This is a genomic window from Duganella rhizosphaerae, assembly GCF_040364205.1.
In the GTDB taxonomy this organism is placed as follows: Bacteria; Pseudomonadota; Gammaproteobacteria; order Burkholderiales; family Burkholderiaceae_D; genus Rugamonas; species Rugamonas rhizosphaerae.
Window position 1 is genome coordinate 181,262 of record NZ_BPWK01000001.1, and the last position, 16,455, is coordinate 197,716.

Annotated in this window: 9 protein-coding genes; 8 read left to right on the forward strand and 1 reads right to left on the reverse strand. The window is 62.3% G+C overall.

The features are described from left to right. Positions 1–26 precede the first annotated feature (26 nt). Positions 27–914: a LysR substrate-binding domain-containing protein gene (locus RUGAMON1_RS00805; RefSeq protein WP_445228715.1), complete on the forward strand. Its 888-nt coding sequence runs from the start codon at positions 27–29 to the stop codon at positions 912–914. Here the strand turns inward: RUGAMON1_RS00805 and RUGAMON1_RS00810 are convergent. Further along, positions 911–3,538 (reverse strand): TonB-dependent receptor, encoded by a 2,628-nt coding sequence (locus RUGAMON1_RS00810; RefSeq protein ID WP_445228716.1) that lies wholly within the window; start codon positions 3,536–3,538, stop codon positions 911–913. The genes RUGAMON1_RS00805 and RUGAMON1_RS00810 overlap by 4 nt on opposite strands. 529 nt (positions 3,539–4,067) lie before the next feature. On the opposite strand from RUGAMON1_RS00810, the gene RUGAMON1_RS00815 reads away from it, so the two are divergent. The 7 genes from RUGAMON1_RS00815 to RUGAMON1_RS00845 all read left to right on the forward strand — a co-directional run bounded on the left by RUGAMON1_RS00815 (position 4,068) and on the right by RUGAMON1_RS00845 (position 16,375). Next, complete coding sequence (locus RUGAMON1_RS00815; protein WP_445228717.1) at positions 4,068–5,318, forward strand: ABC transporter substrate-binding protein; 1,251 nt, start codon at positions 4,068–4,070, stop codon at positions 5,316–5,318. Positions 5,319–5,453: 135 nt separating this feature from the next. Beyond that, entirely contained in the window at positions 5,454–6,338 is an 885-nt protein-coding gene (locus RUGAMON1_RS00820) for a carbohydrate ABC transporter permease (protein ID WP_332852617.1), read from the forward strand. Between the two features lie 10 nt (positions 6,339–6,348). Next, positions 6,349–7,215, forward strand: coding sequence for a carbohydrate ABC transporter permease (locus tag RUGAMON1_RS00825; RefSeq protein WP_445228718.1), 867 nt, complete (start codon positions 6,349–6,351; stop codon positions 7,213–7,215). A 24-nt stretch (positions 7,216–7,239) separates the two neighbouring features. Beyond that, positions 7,240–8,379, forward strand: a complete 1,140-nt coding sequence (locus RUGAMON1_RS00830) for an ABC transporter ATP-binding protein (protein WP_445228719.1) — start codon at positions 7,240–7,242, stop codon at positions 8,377–8,379. A gap of 39 nt (positions 8,380–8,418) precedes the next feature. Then, complete coding sequence (locus tag RUGAMON1_RS00835; protein ID WP_445228720.1) at positions 8,419–11,049, forward strand: TonB-dependent receptor; 2,631 nt, start codon at positions 8,419–8,421, stop codon at positions 11,047–11,049. 91 nt (positions 11,050–11,140) lie between these two features. Next, positions 11,141–13,777: a TonB-dependent receptor gene (locus RUGAMON1_RS00840; protein WP_445228721.1), complete on the forward strand. Its 2,637-nt coding sequence runs from the start codon at positions 11,141–11,143 to the stop codon at positions 13,775–13,777. A 15-nt stretch (positions 13,778–13,792) separates the two neighbouring features. Continuing rightward, a complete protein-coding gene (locus RUGAMON1_RS00845) occupies positions 13,793–16,375 on the forward strand; it encodes a family 20 glycosylhydrolase (RefSeq protein ID WP_445228722.1) in 2,583 nt (860 codons plus the stop codon). Positions 16,376–16,455: the final 80 nt, after the last annotated feature.

Sequence of the window (16,455 nt, forward strand, 5' to 3'; positions counted from 1 at the left end):
AAAATCATTCGAATTTGGAATAGATCATGGATATCCGTTCGCTGCGCTATTTTGTCGCCGTGGTCGAGCAGCAGAGCTTCAGCCGCGCCGCCGAGCTGCTGCACGTCACGCAGCCCACCGTCAGCAAGATGGTGCAGCAGCTCGAGCATTCGCTGGATCTGGTGCTGCTCGATCGTGTCGGCAAGCGTTTCACGCTGACCGACGCCGGCGCCGTGGTATTACAGCGCGGCCGCGCACTGCTGGCGATGCACGAAGAGATGGGCGTGGAACTGGCGGACCTGCAGCAGCTGCGGCGCGGCGATCTGCGCCTGGGCGTTACGCAGCAGGCCCATCTGCCGCTGGCGCCACTGCTGGCGGCCTACCACCGGCGCCATCCGGACATCGAACTGAAACTGTTCGAAGGCGGCTCGCAGTCCATCGAACGAGACCTGCGCAACGGCACGCTGGAGATGGGCACCACGCTCGATCACGCCGCCAACGCCGGCATCTGGCGGGAGTTCGACGCCTTCCCGCTGGTCTGTTCTCCCTTATGCCTGCTGGCGTCCGCCGATTCGGCCTGGCGCGGCCGCCGCGGCGTGGCGTTGCGCGAGCTGGCCGACAGCGCCTTCATCTTCTACGGCGAATCGTTCGCGTTGAACGAGATCGTCGAAGACGCCTGCCTGCGGGCCGGCTTCAGGCCGCGCATCAGCGGACGTAGCGGTCAGTGGGATTTCGTGGCGTCGCTGGTGCGGCTGGGCGTGGGGATCACGCTGCTGCCGAAGATATTCTGCGACACCTTGCCGCGCGGGCAATTCACCGTGGCGACGCTGGAGGAGCCGGCGATCGATTGGAGGCTGATGCTGGCCTGGCGGCGCGGCGGACATCTTTCGTTCGCCGCGCGCGCCTGGCTGGACCTGGTCCGAAGTAAAGCTTAGAAGTTGGCGCCGACGCGGACGCCGAACATGCGCGGCTCGACGAAGGTAGCTCTCATGAAGCCGCCGTAGGTCGAATCGCCGCTGGTCTTGGCGTGGCTGTCCGAGATGTTGCGGACATACAGCTCGGCGTGCCATTTGTCGTCCGGCGCCTCCAGCCGCACCGACGCATCGCCCGTCGCATACGCCTTCTGGTTACGGCCGATGTGCGCGAAGTCCGAATTGAGCAGATCGAAGTAAGCCTTGTCGCGCCAGTTCAGCTTCACGTACGGGATCACCTTGTAGCCGTTCTCCATGCCGAACTCCTGCGAGAAGTTGACGTTGACCTGGTACTTCGGCGTGTTCGGCAGATGGTTGCCCTCGATGTTGGCGAGGCGGCGGCCCAGCAGCGCTTTGTCGGAGCCGTTGTACACGGCAGGGCAGGCCGGCAGGCCGAGCTCCGTCCGCACGTCGCACTGATAGTCGTCGCTGTAGGAATTGAAGTTGTGGACGGTGGTGTTGATGTAGGCGAAGCCGCCGCCGAGACGCCCGCCGCGCCATGGCTTGTAATCCCATTCCAGTTCCAGACCCGGGATGTTCACCTTGCCGACGTTGATGGTGCGCCAGGTTTCATATACGTCGCACTTCGGCTGGTCGGCCGGGCAGGGCAGGCCGTTGTCCGGGATGATCTGGTTGACGAAGTAGGTGCCGGTCAGCTGCATGCCCTTGTACTTCATGAAGAAGGCGGTGGCCGAAAGGCTCAGCGTATTGTCCAGGAACTTGCCCTTGAAGCCCAGCTCATAGTTGGTCACGGTCTCGGGATCGTAAGGCAGGAAGGTGACCACGCCCGGCTTGCCGTCCGCGCACTTGTGGTAGTTGCAGCTGTCGGTCTTGTCGGCGAAGCCGCCGGCCTTGTAGCCGGTCGATACCGAGGCGTAGACCATCTTGTTGTTGTCGATCTGCTTCTGCAGGCCGAGACGCCAGGTGACTTTTTTCCAGTCCTGTTTATGGTCGTTGGAGGTCGGCGCGCCATACAGGTGATAGGCCGCCACGCTGCCGCCCATGCCCGGCGTGAGGTCGGTGCCGTCGTGGACATGGAAGCCCGGCGTGCCTGGCGTGCCTTGCGAGTAAAGGCCGTTGTAGTAGGCCGGATCGCCGATCCAGTTGGCGCCATAGACTTCGCCGCCCTTGTCCTGTTTGCTGTCGAGGCTGTAGCGGGCGCCGGCGGTGGCGGTCCAGGTGGGGATGAACTTCCAGTCCGCCTGCGCAAACGCGGCCTTCGCATCGACCTGGCGGTTGGGCTGGTGATACAGCACGCTGCCGACATCGCCGTACGGCTTCTGGATGGTGTTGGTGATCTCGTAGTCGATGTTGTTCCGCTCATGCATCCAGAACAAGCCGCCCACATATTGCAGATTGCCCAGCTGCTGCTTCAGCTGGGCCTCGTGCACGGTCGACAGATAGCGCGAATCGAGCGTGCGGTGGTAGGAGTCGGTGAGCGGCCAGGTGCCCCAGTTACCGCCGGCCATATTCGGATACTGGCCGTTGATCTGGAACGGCGCGGCGTTCTGCAAGCCCTTGTCGTCGTCTGTGATCTCGCTGCGGCGCTGGTCGGCCACCTGGAAGGTGTAGTCGAAGTTGGTGTGGTCGTTGATGTTCCAGTTGACGCCCGTGCGCAGCGTGCGGATCTTCATGTCGACGTGGCCTGGCACGTTGACGTTGATGTCCCACTTGCCCTGGTTGGTGCAGGCGTAGCGCGTGCCGGCGCCGGCGTCGCAGTCGCGGAAGGCGGCGCCGCCGGCGCTGGAGTCCTGGAACTCCTCGTACGATGCCTTGGCGCGGACGTCCTTGTTTACTTTCAGCTGGGCCGAGAGGCGGCCGGCCCACTCGTTCTGGTTGGTGTAGTACTCGCTCGGACCGACCGGGCGGTTGAAGCGCTGGTCGACGTCCGGCTTGCCGTTCGGGATCCAGCCCAGCGCCGGCGCGTTCGCTTCGCTCACGTCGCGGGTCTGGTTGGCGTAGCCGTCGCGCTTGACCTTCATGAACGTGGCGCGCAGCGCCAGCGCGTCGTTGACGACGACGTTCTGCACCAGCGACAGCTGTTTCTTGTTGTAGTTGCCGAGGTCCAGATCGGCCTTGCCGTAGTTGCCGGTCCAATCGGGTTTGGCGGGAATGACGTTGATGCTGCCGCCGGTGGAGTTACGGCCGAACAGCGTGCCTTGCGGGCCGCGCAGCACTTCAACCTGATCGAGGTCGAACATCAGCGCCTGCGCGCCCTGTGGACGCGGCGAATACATGCCGTCGACGTGGAAGCCGACCGCCGGGTCGCCGGTCTCGGTGAAGTTGGTCGAGGTGATGCCGCGGATGGTGATCTGCACGGCCGAATCGAGGCCGGTGTTTTCGATGACGACGTTGGGCATTTCGCCGCTCAAGTCGCGCAGGCTGGTGGCGCCTTTGCGGGTCAGCTGGTCCTGGCTCAGCGCGGTGACGGCGAGCGGGGTGCGCAGCAGTGAAGTCGAATACCGGGTCGCGGTCACTTTGACTTCGGGAATCTGGTCGGCATTGGTGATCACCGGCGCGGCGGTGGCAGCGGGGGAGGCGGTGGTGTCGTTGTTAGCGCTATCAGTGGCCTGAGCGTTAACAGCCATGGGTACCAGGCCGCAAGCACTGGCCACGGCCAGGCTCATGAGAGTCCTTCTTGTTGGAAGCAGCATTTTGTCTCCTGTATGTGGTTTTTGTTTAGTCAGTTGGGCGCTAACTCCCAAGGCGGCCGCGCTAAGGATGTAGCAATCTGACAATTCAGTATTGCATTGCCAAAAGTTGACGGTCAAACGAAACAAAAATAGCCCCCGCAGTTTAATTAGCTTTACTAAACACGCGGCGCGTCGCCTGATCTGCCGTCTCGCAACAACAACATTCCAGTCTTTTTGTTAAGTTTTGTAAGTTTTCCTTGCGAATCCTTACGAAACGCTGCGCATGGTCCTCCGCATTCCCCCTGGCGCCTGCCTTTGGGCGGTAAGGAAACGTAACGCCACGATCCTGTTGCGTAAATCAATGCCAATGAATTCAATGGCTTAAGTTGTTGGTTCTTTCAGGCAACTCAGTTCTCTGTCACAGAAAAGCCGATGCTAGAATAAATTCATCGTTGTAAATAAAGCCATGCAAAGGGACTCATACATGCAAGTACGCCGGATTGTTCGCCACGCTTTGTTGATCGCCATGTTCTCCGCCCAAGCCTCCCAGGCCGGCACCCTGGTGATCGAAAGCTGGCGCGTCGACGATAAGACGCTGTGGGAAAAAGTACTGCTGCCGGCCTTCGAAAAGAGCAACCCGGGCATCGAAGTCAAATTCGCGCCGACCGCGCCCACCGAATACGATTCCAGCCTGGCCGCGCGCCTGGCCGGCGGCACCGCCGGCGACCTGATAGCCTGCCGTCCGTTCGATGTCTCGCTGTCGCTCTACAAGAAGGGCCATCTGGAGAAGCTGGACGGCAAACCGGGCATGCAGAACTTCGCGCCCACGTCAACGGTGGCCTGGCAGACCGACGACGGCAAGGACACCTTCTGCATGCCGGTGGCCTCGGTGATCCACGGCTTCTTATACAACAAGAAGATCTTCAAGAAGCTGAACCTGCAACCGCCGAAGACCGTCGACGAATTCTTCGCCGTCCTGGAGGCGCTGAAGAAAGGTGGCGTCGCACCCCTGGCGCTGGGTACGGCCGACCAGTGGGAATCGAGCCAAATGGTTTATACCAATATCGGCCCGAACTTCTGGCGTGGCGAAGAGGGTCGCAAGGCGCTGATCTCCGGCAAAGCCAAATTGACCGACGCACCGTTCGTCGAAGCGCTGCAGTTCGAGCAGAAGATGGGCACTTATCTCAGCAAGGGCGCCAGCGCCCAAACCTACGGCGACAGCCAGAACCAGTTCGCGCTGGGCCGCGCCGCGATCTATCCGACCGGCTCCTGGGATATCTCGTACTTCGGCCAGACGCCAGGCCTGGAGTTGGGCGCGTTTGCGCCGCCGGTGCGCAAGGCCGGCGATCCGTGCTTCATCTCCGATCATATGGACATCGGCATCGGCATCAACAAAAAGTCCAAGAACAAGGAAGACGCCTACAAGTTCCTGGCCTGGGTGGGCTCGCAGGAATTCGCGGACATCTACACCAACCGCGTGACCGGCTTCTTCTCGCTGTCCAATCACCTGATCGCGGTGCGCGATCCGGTGGCCAAGCAGATGGCGGAATGGCGCGGCAGCTGCGCGTCGACGATACGCTTCAACGCACAGGTGCTCAATCGCGGGCAGCCCAGCATGGAAAGCGAATTGTGGAATGTGAACGCGCAGGTATTGAACGGCAAGCTGGCGCCCAAGGATGCCGCGGCCAAGCTGCAAAACGGTTTTGCGAAGTGGTACAAGCCACAGCAAAAGTAGTATCACACCAATCCCTCCCCCTGATTGTGTGATTCCTTTGGCCGGCGCCGGGCGCGGCGCCGGCTCTTTTTTGCCCGAATTCTGGAGGCTTACTTGAAACACGTGGTTAATACGGTGCGGCCCTGGCAGTTGCTGATGTTCCTGGCGCCGGCGGTGATCGTCTACTCCCTGTTTAGCGCGCTGCCGCTGGTGCAGACGCTGGCGCAGGGCTTCTTCAGCGCCGACGACAACGGCACGACGGTCTTCGTCGGCCTGGAAAACTTCCGTACCATCCTGCTCGATCCGGATTGGTCTGCGGGGTTCTGGAATGCGATGGCCAACAACGCCAAATTCTTCTGCATCCACATGCTGTTGCAGAATCCGATCGGCCTGCTGCTGGCGACGCTGTTTAGTCTGAAAGGTTTGCGCGGCGCCCGCACCTACCGCACGTTGATCTTTTTGCCGACGTTGCTGTCGGTGGTGATCATCGGCTTTATCTGGCAGCTGATCCTGTCGCCGCTGTGGGGCGTGGGCGAAAAGCTGATGGGCTTTGCCGGCCTGGCCGACTGGTTCGCGCCGTGGATGGGGCAGGAGGAAACCGCACTGGCGACGTTGTCGATGATCTCGGTGTGGCAGTACATCGGCATGCCGATGATGCTGATCTACGCCGCCCTGCTGGCGGTGCCGGAGGAAATCGTCGAAGCGGCCCATGTGGAAGGCGCCAGCGCGCTGCGTATCTTCTGGCAGATCAAGCTGCCGTTGATCTACCCGACACTCGGCCTGGTGACGATACTGACCTTCGTCGCCAACTTCAACGCCTTCGATTTGATCTACTCGATCAAGGGCGCGCTGGCCGGACCGAATTATTCGACCGATATCCTCGGTACGCTGTTCTACCGCACCTTCTTCGGCTACCAGGCGCAGGTCGGCAACGCCTACCTGGGTTCCGCCGTCGCCACGCTGATGTTCCTGGTGATCCTGGCTGGCGTGGGCGTCTATTTTGTCGGTGTCCAGCGCAGGCTGACCCGCTTCGCACTGTGAGGGCCGCGCCATGACCGCTATCGCCATGAACCCACCCGTACCGCTGGCCAGCCGCTTCGACCTGGGCCGCCTGATGGTGCATGCAACGCTGATCGCCTACACCGTGCTGGCGCTGTTCCCGATCGCGCTGATCCTGATTAACTCGGTCAAGAGCCGCGCCGCCATCTTCGACGATCCGCTGGCGCTGCCGACGATGGAGTCGCTGACCTTCATCGGCTTCCAGAAGGTCCTGGCCAGCACCAACTTCCTGCTCTACTTCGGCAACAGCCTGTATGTGACGCTGGTGGCGCTGCTGTGCATCGTGCTGTTCGGCGCGATGGCGGCATGGGCGCTGTCGGAATACAGCTTCATGGGCAACCGTGTGCTGACGCTGTTCCTCGCCCTCGGCATCATGATCCCGATCCGCCTTGGCACGGTGTCGATACTGGAGCTGATGGTCAAGCTGGACCTGGTCAATACGCTGGCCGCGCTGATCCTGGTGTACACGGCGCAGGGCCTGCCGCTGGCGGTCATGATCCTGTCCGAATTCATGCGCCAGGTGCCATCGGAATTGAAGGACGCGGCCCGTTGCGACGGCGTCGGCGAAATCCGCATCTTCTTTCAGGTGGTGCTGCCGCTGATACGGCCGGCGATTGCGACGGTGGCGGTGTTCACCATGATCCCGGCCTGGAACGATTTGTGGTTCCCGCTGATCCTGGCGCCGTCCGACCGCACCAAGACCGTCACGCTGGGTGTGCAGCAGTTCATCGGCCAGTACGTCACCGACTGGAATTCCGTGCTGGCGGCGCTGTCGCTGGCGGTGATTCCGATGCTGATTTTGTACGCGGTCTTTTCGCGTCAATTGATCCGCGGCCTGACGGCCGGCGCGGTCAAGTAACCCAACAACAGAAAGAGGAATGTAATGGCAAGTGTCAGCCTCAAGCAGCTGCGTAAATCCTACGATGGCAAGACCGATGTCCTGGCCGGCATCGACCTGGATATCGCGCATGGCGAGTTCGTAGTGCTGGTCGGCCCATCCGGCTGCGGCAAATCGACGCTGCTGCGGATGTTGTGCGGCCTGGAGGGCATCACCGGCGGCAGCATGTCGATTGGCGACGAGGTGGTCAACCACCTGCCGCCGGCCGAACGCGGCATCGCCATGGTGTTCCAGAGCTATGCGCTGTATCCGCATATGACGGTGTACCAGAACATGGCCTTCGGCCTGAAGGTGGCGGGGCAGGGCAAGGCGGCGATCAAGGAGCGCATCACCCGCGCCGCCGCCACGCTGAAAATCGAACACCTGCTGGAACGCCTGCCGCGCGAACTATCCGGCGGCCAGCGGCAGCGGGTGGCCATCGGCCGCGCCATCGTGCGCGAGCCGCGCCTGTTCCTGTTCGACGAGCCGCTGTCCAACCTGGACGCCGCGCTGCGCGTGCAGACCCGCCTGGAGATCGCCAAGCTGCACCGCCAGCTGGACGCCACCATCGTCTACGTCACGCACGACCAGGTCGAGGCGATGACCTTGGGCGACAAGATCGTCGTCATGCACGAAGGGCAGATCCAGCAGGCTGGCACGCCGCTAGACCTGTACCAGCAGCCGCGCAACCTGTTCGTCGCCAGCTTTATCGGCTCGCCGAAGATGAACCTGATGGCCGGCACCGTCGCCGAGGCAAGCGCCGGCGGCGTGCTGGTGCTGCTGCCCAGCGGCGAAGCGGTGCGCGCCGCCGTCGACGGCAGCGGCCTGCGCACCGGCATGAAGGTCACGCTCGGCCTGCGCGCCGAACATATCAACGAATCGCGCGCCGGTTCGGAAGTATTCAAAGGCGAGGTCAGTGTGGTCGAACACCTGGGTGAAGCCAATTACATCTACGTCAGTCGTGAAGGTGCAGAAGACGTGGTGATACGCGGAGACGGCGAACGTCACGTCGAGATCGGACAGCCCATCGTCTTCTCGGCCGACAGCACCGCCTTCCACGTGTTTGACGAAGGGGGACAGGCGCTACGACGCCTGCGTCCGGGGAATATGGTGTCGGCCGCGCGCAGCATGATGCGCAGCGTCTGATATCAATGCGGTTCACATTTTTCAAACAAGGAGAATTGAATGACTAAGCCGGTACTTAAGAAAAAACTACTACCTCACCTGATCGCACTGGCGCTGAGCGGCGGCTTCGCGCACCAGGTGTATGCAGCCGATCCAGTTGTGGCCGAAGCGGCTCAAACCAGCGAGGCTGCACCCGTTGGCGAGACAGCAACCGTCGAAGTGCGCGGCATCCGCGAACGTCTGAAGCGCAACCTGGCTGAGAAACGCGATTCCGGCAACGTCATCGATACCGTCACCGCCGAGGAAGTCGGCAAATTCCCGGACAAGAACGTCGCCGACTCGCTGCAACGCGTGCCGGGCATCTCCGTCGACCGCACCTGGGGCGAGGGCCGCGACATCTTCGTGCGCGGCACCGACAAGAACCTGAACCTGACCCAGTTGAACGGCCAGGCCGTCGCTTCCGGCTACTGGTGGAAGAACGATTCGCAAAGCCGTGGCTTCAACTACGACATCCTGGCCTCGGAACTGGTTGCCAGCATCGACGTGTATAAAAGCCCGTCGGCCGACCTGGACGAAGGCAGCATCGGCGGCCTGGTGATCGTCAAGACCCGCAAGCCGCTCCAACTGAAGCCGCTGGTGGCGCAGGTGTCGGTCGAGGAGACGTACAGCAAGCTACCGAAGAAAACCGATCCTCAGATCTCCGGTTTGCTGAGCTGGACCAATGAGCAGAAGACCTTTGGCGCGCTGGTCGCCGTCAGCCGCCAGCAGCGCACCATGCGCCGCGACGGCCTGGAAAACTTCACCGACTCGACCAAGTACAACATCGTCGACCAGAACGGCGTCGTCACGCCGGGCGCTTATGCATCGTGGGGCGGCGGCTCGGCGATCTTCCGCCAGGACCGCAAACGCACCACCGGCGACATCACCCTGCAAGCCCGCCCGAACTCGAACACCGATATCTCGCTGAACTACATGAACTCGGACATGAGCATGGACAACAGCAACCAGAACTACCTGTGGGAAGCGGGCGGCCTGGCGGATGCGAAGGGTAATATCGCCGTCACCAATCCGAAGTTCATCACCACCTCCGATGGCACCAAGGCGCTGGTCGGCGGCACCGTCGGTCCGACGGGCGGTGTGTCGTTCGAGCCTATCTTCCGCCAGTCCTACATCAAGTCGGAAGTGCTGGACCTGGAAGGCACCTACGATGCCGACAACTGGAAATTCCACGGCCAGGCCGGCACCACCAAGGGCTCGGGCGGCAGCGACCATGACCGCAACTTCTGGTTCGTCGGGAATACCCGCACCACCTTCAACATCGCGCCGGACACCTATGAGGTCAAGTACCAGGACATCAATCCGCTTGATCCGAGCAAGCTGACGCTGCAAAGCTCGCGCGACTGGATCCGCCGCATGGAGACCAAGGAAAACTATGCACAGGGCGACCTGACGCTGGACGTGAACAACGGCTTCTTCAAGTCGTTCAAGGTCGGCGCCAAGTTCCGCGACACCACGGTGCAGAACCACCGCACCATCGGCACCGACGGCCCTGGAAATCCTGGCTGGCAGTCGTTCTCGCTGGCCGACCTGTCGACCGGCGCTTCGCCGCTGCTGAGCCAGAAGGCCGCCAATCCAGGCTCGCTGACGCAGTACGCATGGGTGGATGACGGCCTGGCCTACTCCAAGGGCTTCCCTATGTATGACAAGGGCATGGTCTATGCGGAAGCGAAGGGCGAGTACTACAAGATCAAGGAAAAGATCTACGCTACCTATGCGCGCGCGGACTTCGCTGTTGGCCAATGGCGCGGCGACTTCGGCGCCCGTATCGTCAAGACCGACCAGAACTCCGAGGCCTACCAGGACTTGAAAGGCACTGGCAACTACTCGCTGGCCAACGTCAGCCGCAGCTACACCGACGTGCTGCCCAACTTGAATGCGGTCTACACCGTCAGCAAGGACCTGCTGGTGCGTGGCGCCGTGGCGCGTGTGATGGCGCGTAATACCTACAGCGATTTGAGCGCCAGTACGGAAGTCAGCGGCACCACCAACGCCGCCACGTCTGGCAATCCGCTGCTCAAGCCTTACCACGCCAACCAGGCGGAACTCGGCGCGGAGTGGTACTACGCCGATGCATCGCTGTTGTCGGCCACCGTGTTTGCGAAGAAGCTCGACACCTTCATCTACACGCAGACGACCACAGAGAATGTGGCCGGTGTGATGCGTCCGGTGACTCGCCCGTACAACGCCAACAACGGCGAAACGGTCAACGGCCTGGAACTGCAATGGCAGCAAGCGTTCAGCAGCGGCTTCGGCGCCATTGTCAACTACACCTACACCGACGCCAAGACCGGCGCCAATGCAGCTGGCGTGAGGCTGAACGTGGTCGGCAACTCGCGCAACCAGGCCAATATCACCGGCTTCTTTGAGAAGGATGGCTATAGCGCGCGGCTGTCGTACAACTACCGCTCCAAGGCCTACGGTGCGCTGGATGAAGGTGGCCAGGACGTCACCAGTGCCTATGGCCAGTGGGATGCGTCGGCCAGTTGGGATATCACGCCGAAGATCAGCCTGTACCTGACGGCGGTGAACATCACCAATGAAGTCATCCGTACCAATACGACCGACGGCCTGCCGGTGGGCGTGTATGAAAACGGCGCGCGTTACAGCGTTGGCTTGAAAGCCAAGTTCTAAAAAGCTGGACGTAACACCTTGCTGGTGGCGAGATAAATAACGTTTGATCGGGAGAGTAATGATGTCGCATCATAGTTTCAAGAGAAAATTTATGAGTCTCGCCATCGGCAGCATTTGCGCCGGTGCGGCTTACGCGCAGCAGCAGGAAGCTGATAACTCGGCCATCGCCACCAAGGACCAGGTGGCGGAGGTCAAGGTGACGGCGACGCGCCATTCCACCTCGCTGCTCAAGACGCCGGTGGCGGTAACGGCGGTGACGCAAGAGGCGCTGAGCCGCGACGGCATCACCGACGTGCGCGGATTGAGCGGCCAGATCCCCAATCTGCAACTGGGCACGTCCAACGACGGCAGCGGCGGCGTGCAGATCGCCATCCGGGGCGTGAGCAGTTCGGACTTCACGGAGATCGGCAACCCGGCCGTAGGCCTGCATGTGGCGGGCCTGTACCAGCCGCGTCCCCAGGCTGCGCTTGCGCTGATGTTCGATCTGGACCAGGTCGAGGTGCTGCGCGGTCCGCAGGGTACGCTGTTCGGCCGTAACTCGACCGGCGGCAGCATCAACATCATTCCGGCCAAGCCGGAATTCGGCAGCAGCTATGGCACTGCCGAAGCAGATCTCAGCAACTACCGTGGACGCCAGATCTCGGCGGTGCAGAATATCCCGGTCAACGATAATTTCGCGATGCGCGTCACGGCGATGAGGATCAAGCGTGACGGCTACATCAACCAGCAGCAGGACTTCTACGCGGCGAACTTCCCGGCACTGGGCATCGTGCCAGCCCGAGACTCGGCCGGCAACGTCATTCCCGACATCGACCAGCGTTTCAACCAGAAGGTCGGCGCCGACAAGTTCTACACCAACAAGGATGAATACGCGGCGCGCCTGCAGGCGCGCTGGAAAATCCGTCCTGATCTCGACTGGCGCCTGACCTACGAGAAGTACCAGAACAACGGCGCCGGCGACCTGCCGATCAAGGACTGCGAACAGGCGGCCGGCACGCCGTATGCCTGCACCGGCGGCCAGTGGGACGTGAAGGTCAACGTGCCGGGCGTGATGGACATGACCATCGACACCGTGCGCAGCGGCCTGGTATGGGATCTGAGTCCCACCACCACCATCGAATACAACGCCTCGTGGTCCAGCCAGAAGCGGCGCGAGATTCAGGACAGCGACAGCGGCTACCAGCCTATCGAGAGTGAGCTGGCCGAGCGTCCGGGCACGTCGCCGTTCAACGATTACGCGACCTACACCACGGCGTCGAAATACGTCTCCACCGTCCACGAACTGCAACTGCGCGGCAAGTACGACCGCCTGCGTTATGTGGCGGGCCTGTTCTGGATGCACGAGAAGAACAGCATCGACTACGCGCAGGATTACCTGGGCGCGTCGTGGGGCACGTATGGCTTCCCGGCCGAGTCCTACTTCTACCACCAGGCCGACCGACAGTCCGATTCCAAGGCCATCTTCGCGCAGGCCGACTGGGAGTTCGCGCCGACCTGGAACCTGACCGTGGGCGGCCGCATGACCCGCGACACCCGCAAGGACGTCGGCGGACAGTATTGGGACACGGCGTTCTCGGACGATCCGGCGATCTACTTCAAAGGCTTGCACAATCCCGGCACACCGGGTACGCCGGGCTTCGTGCCGTTTAACAGCTCCGACCTGAAGCCGGGCATGGGCGGCTACTACGGCGCCGGCGGTTTCGATTCGTCGATCCATCCGGTGGTCAGCGACGATTCGGCATCGTGGAAGAAGTTCACTTGGCGCCTGGGCTTGAGCGGCCAGCTGACGCCGCGCGACATGGTCTACACTTCGCTGTCGACCGGCTACAAGGCCGGGGGCTTCAGCGACAAGGAGGATATCTGCCGCACCGGCTTGAACGGCAACTGCGCCGGCCTGACCCCTGGACCGCATTACACCAACATGCCGTGGAATCCCGAGACGCTGACCAACTTCGAATTGGGCTACAAGGGCCGCCTGCTGAACAACAAGCTGAGTTTCTCGGCTACCGCGTTCTACAGCCGCTACAAGGACATGCAGCTGACCGGCGGCGTCACCGTCGGCAAGATCATTCCGAAAGTGCCGTGCACCGCCACCAATCCCTATTGCGACAGCGTGGTCATTTACGGCACGCAGAATGCGGCGCAGGCGAATATCTCCGGCCTGGAAATCGAGGGTGAGTACAAGCCGTGGCCTGGTTCGCATATCGGCTATTCGTATTCGCACCTGAAGGCGGTCATCAAGTCCTATCCGACTTACAGCGAGGACAGCTCGATCAGCTGTAACATCCGCGACAAGTACGGCGCGCCGCCGTGCGTGGCGTATGAAGGCACCGACCCTCTGTTCGCCGGCAAATTCCCGCTGAATATCGCGGGCAACCGCCTGCCGTATGCGCCGGCCAATACGCTGAACCTGAGCGCGTCGCAGGACTTCGAGTTGGGCGACTACACGCTGACGCCGTGGATTTCCGCGCGCTGGCAGGACAAGATGTACTTCTCGCTGCGGAATTTGGATAATCCCCACATCTCCGATGCGCAGAAGGCCTACACTACGGTCGATGCGGCGATCAAGCTGGTTTCGCCGGGCGGCAAATGGCACGTGGAGGCGTATGTGAAAAACTGGGGCCAGACGCTGGCGAAGAACTACGCAAGCGTGGTCGATCCAGGCTATGTGACGGCGTCCTATAACGATCCGCGCATCTACGGCATCCGCCTTGGCGCCACCTGGTAAAAGAAAAGGAATCGAATGCGTAAGCAGATCAAGTACAGTGGTATCGCGCTGGCCTCGTGGCTGATGGTGGCGATGGCGGGTGGAGCGGTTGTGCAGGTTGCGCAGGCCGCGCCGGCAGCAAAGGCGGCTGCCGGGCAGGGCGCGTTGGCCGGATACGCCAACGGCGCGCAGATCCGCTTGCGCTGGGAGCTGGTGCGCACTGTGTTCACGCCCGAGGCGCCGGGCGGCGGCACGCAGGCGCGCCTGATCCTGACCAATCTTGGCCAGCAGCCCTTGCCCGCGCAGGGCTGGACGCTGTACTTCAACGTCATGGATGGCGTAGCGACCGGACCGTTGGAAGGCAATCTGCTGCTGGAACAGGTTTCGGGCAATCTGTACCGCATTCGTCCCGCGCCCGGCTTTGCCGGCGTGCCGGCGGGGCAAACGCTGAACATCGCCTACTACCATCCCGACTTGGTCATCAAGCTGGCCAAGGCGCCGGCCGGGCCCTATCTGGTCTACGACGCGGCGCCGGACGTCGGTCAGGCTATCGCCGACTATCAGCTGCTGCCGGTTACGCGTCCCGAGCAGCTGGACAAGGGAACCAGCGGCGCCAAGCCGGTCGTCACCGTGCAGGACATCTATCGCCGCAACGCCAATGCGGACTGGATGCCGGCCGCCTCGCTGCCGCCGGTATTCCCGACGTCGCAGCATCTGCAAACGGGTAGCGGCAAGCTGCAACTGGCCGCGCTGCCGAAGATCGTCGCTCCCGCTGCGCTGAAGATGGAAGCTGCTTTCGCTCGTTCACTGTTCCCTGCCAATTTGCCGGCGGCCGGCGCGGGCGCGCCGACGCTGCGGCTGAGCGTGGGCGTCGTGGCCGGCTCCACTTCCCCGGAAGCCTACACGTTGACGATCAAGGATGGCATCGACATCGTCGGCAACAGCGCCGCCGGAGTCGCCTATGGCCTGCAATCGCTGCGCGACCTGCTGCCGCTGCCGGGTACCGCCAGCATCGAACTGCCGGAAGTGACGATCACCGACGCGCCGCGCTTCGAGTATCGCGGCTTTCAGCTGGACGTGGGCCGCAACTTCCACACCAAGCAGACCGTCTTCAAGCTGCTGGACCTGATGGCGCGCTACAAGCTCAATAAATTCCACTTCCACCTGACCGAGGACGAAGGCTGGCGGCTGGAGATCGGCGGCCTACCGGAGCTGACCAGCATCGGCGCGGTGCGCGGCCACAGCGCCAAGCCTGGCGTGCGGATGCAGCCAGCCTACGGCTCCGGCCCGGATCCGCTTGACGCCAGCGGCAGCGGCTACTACACCCGCGCCGAGTACATCGAGATCCTGCGTTATGCCGCCGCGCGCCACATTGAAGTGATCCCCGAAATCGAAATGCCGGGCCACGCCCGCGCCGCCGTCAAGTCGATGGAAGCGCGCTATCATCGCCTGAAGGCCGAAGGGAAGGGCGACGCCGCCAAATACCTGCTCAACGATTTGAACGACAAGTCTGTCTACAAATCGGCGCAGCTGTACACCGACCACGTGATCAATCCCGGCCTGGAGTCCAGCTTCACCTTCATCGACCACGTGATAACGCAGGTCGCGGCGATGTACAAGGAAGCGGGCGTGCCGCTGCATACCATCCACGTCGGCGGCGACGAATTGCCGAGCGGCGCATGGGAACAGTCGCCCGCCAGCCGTGCGCTCATGCAGAAGAAAAAGCTGGAGAGTACCGCCGAACTGTGGGACTACTTCTACGACCGGGTCGACGCCATCCTGCGCAAGCACGGCCTGTACGCCTCCGGCTGGGAAGAGATGGCGGCCCGTGGCACCAAGCTGCGTGGCGAGCACAAACTGATACCGAATCCGCATTTCACGCAACGCGGCTTCAGCGCCTACGTCTGGAACAACACCGAAGGCGCCGAGGACTTCGCCTACCGTCTCGCCAACGCCGGCTACGACATCGTGCTGGCGCCGGTGACCAAGATGTACATGGACATGGCCTACAACGCCAATCCCGAGGAGCCGGGCGTGAACTGGGGTGATTACGTCGAGCTGGATACGGTCTACGACTTTATCCCGCTGGACTACCTGAAGAACGCCAACCCGCCGCTGGTCGGCAAGGACTCGCTGACCGACTACGGCAAGCGCCGCATACGCGGCCTGGAAGCCACGCTGTTCACCGAAACCGTACGCACGCCGGAACGCATCGACTACCTCGTCATGCCACGCCTGCTGGCGATGGCCGAACGCTCATGGGCTCCCGATCCCGACTGGGCGACCGAGCCCGATGCAGCCAAAGCCGCCGCACTACACCGCGCCGCATGGTCCGGCTTCGTCAACACGCTGAGCCAGCGCGTGCTGCCGCGCCTCGACCTGGAACGCGCAGGCGTCGACTACCGCATCGCGCCGCCGGGTTTGATGGTGGACGGTGGCCGGGTGCTGGTCAACCACTTCCTGCCGGGCATCGCCATGCGCTACACCAGCGACGGCAGCGAGCCGAATACCAGTAGCAAACCAGTGAGCGGGCCGATATCCGACAAGGGGCAGATCAAAGTGGCGGCGTTCGACCGTAACGGCAGGATGGGCGCGGTGTCTCACATCGACAACCATTGAATGGTGAGCGCGCACGCGAAGCATACCAATTGATCCCGGCGGCGATCTTCTCCGTTATAATCATGGCACTGTTTTGTTCG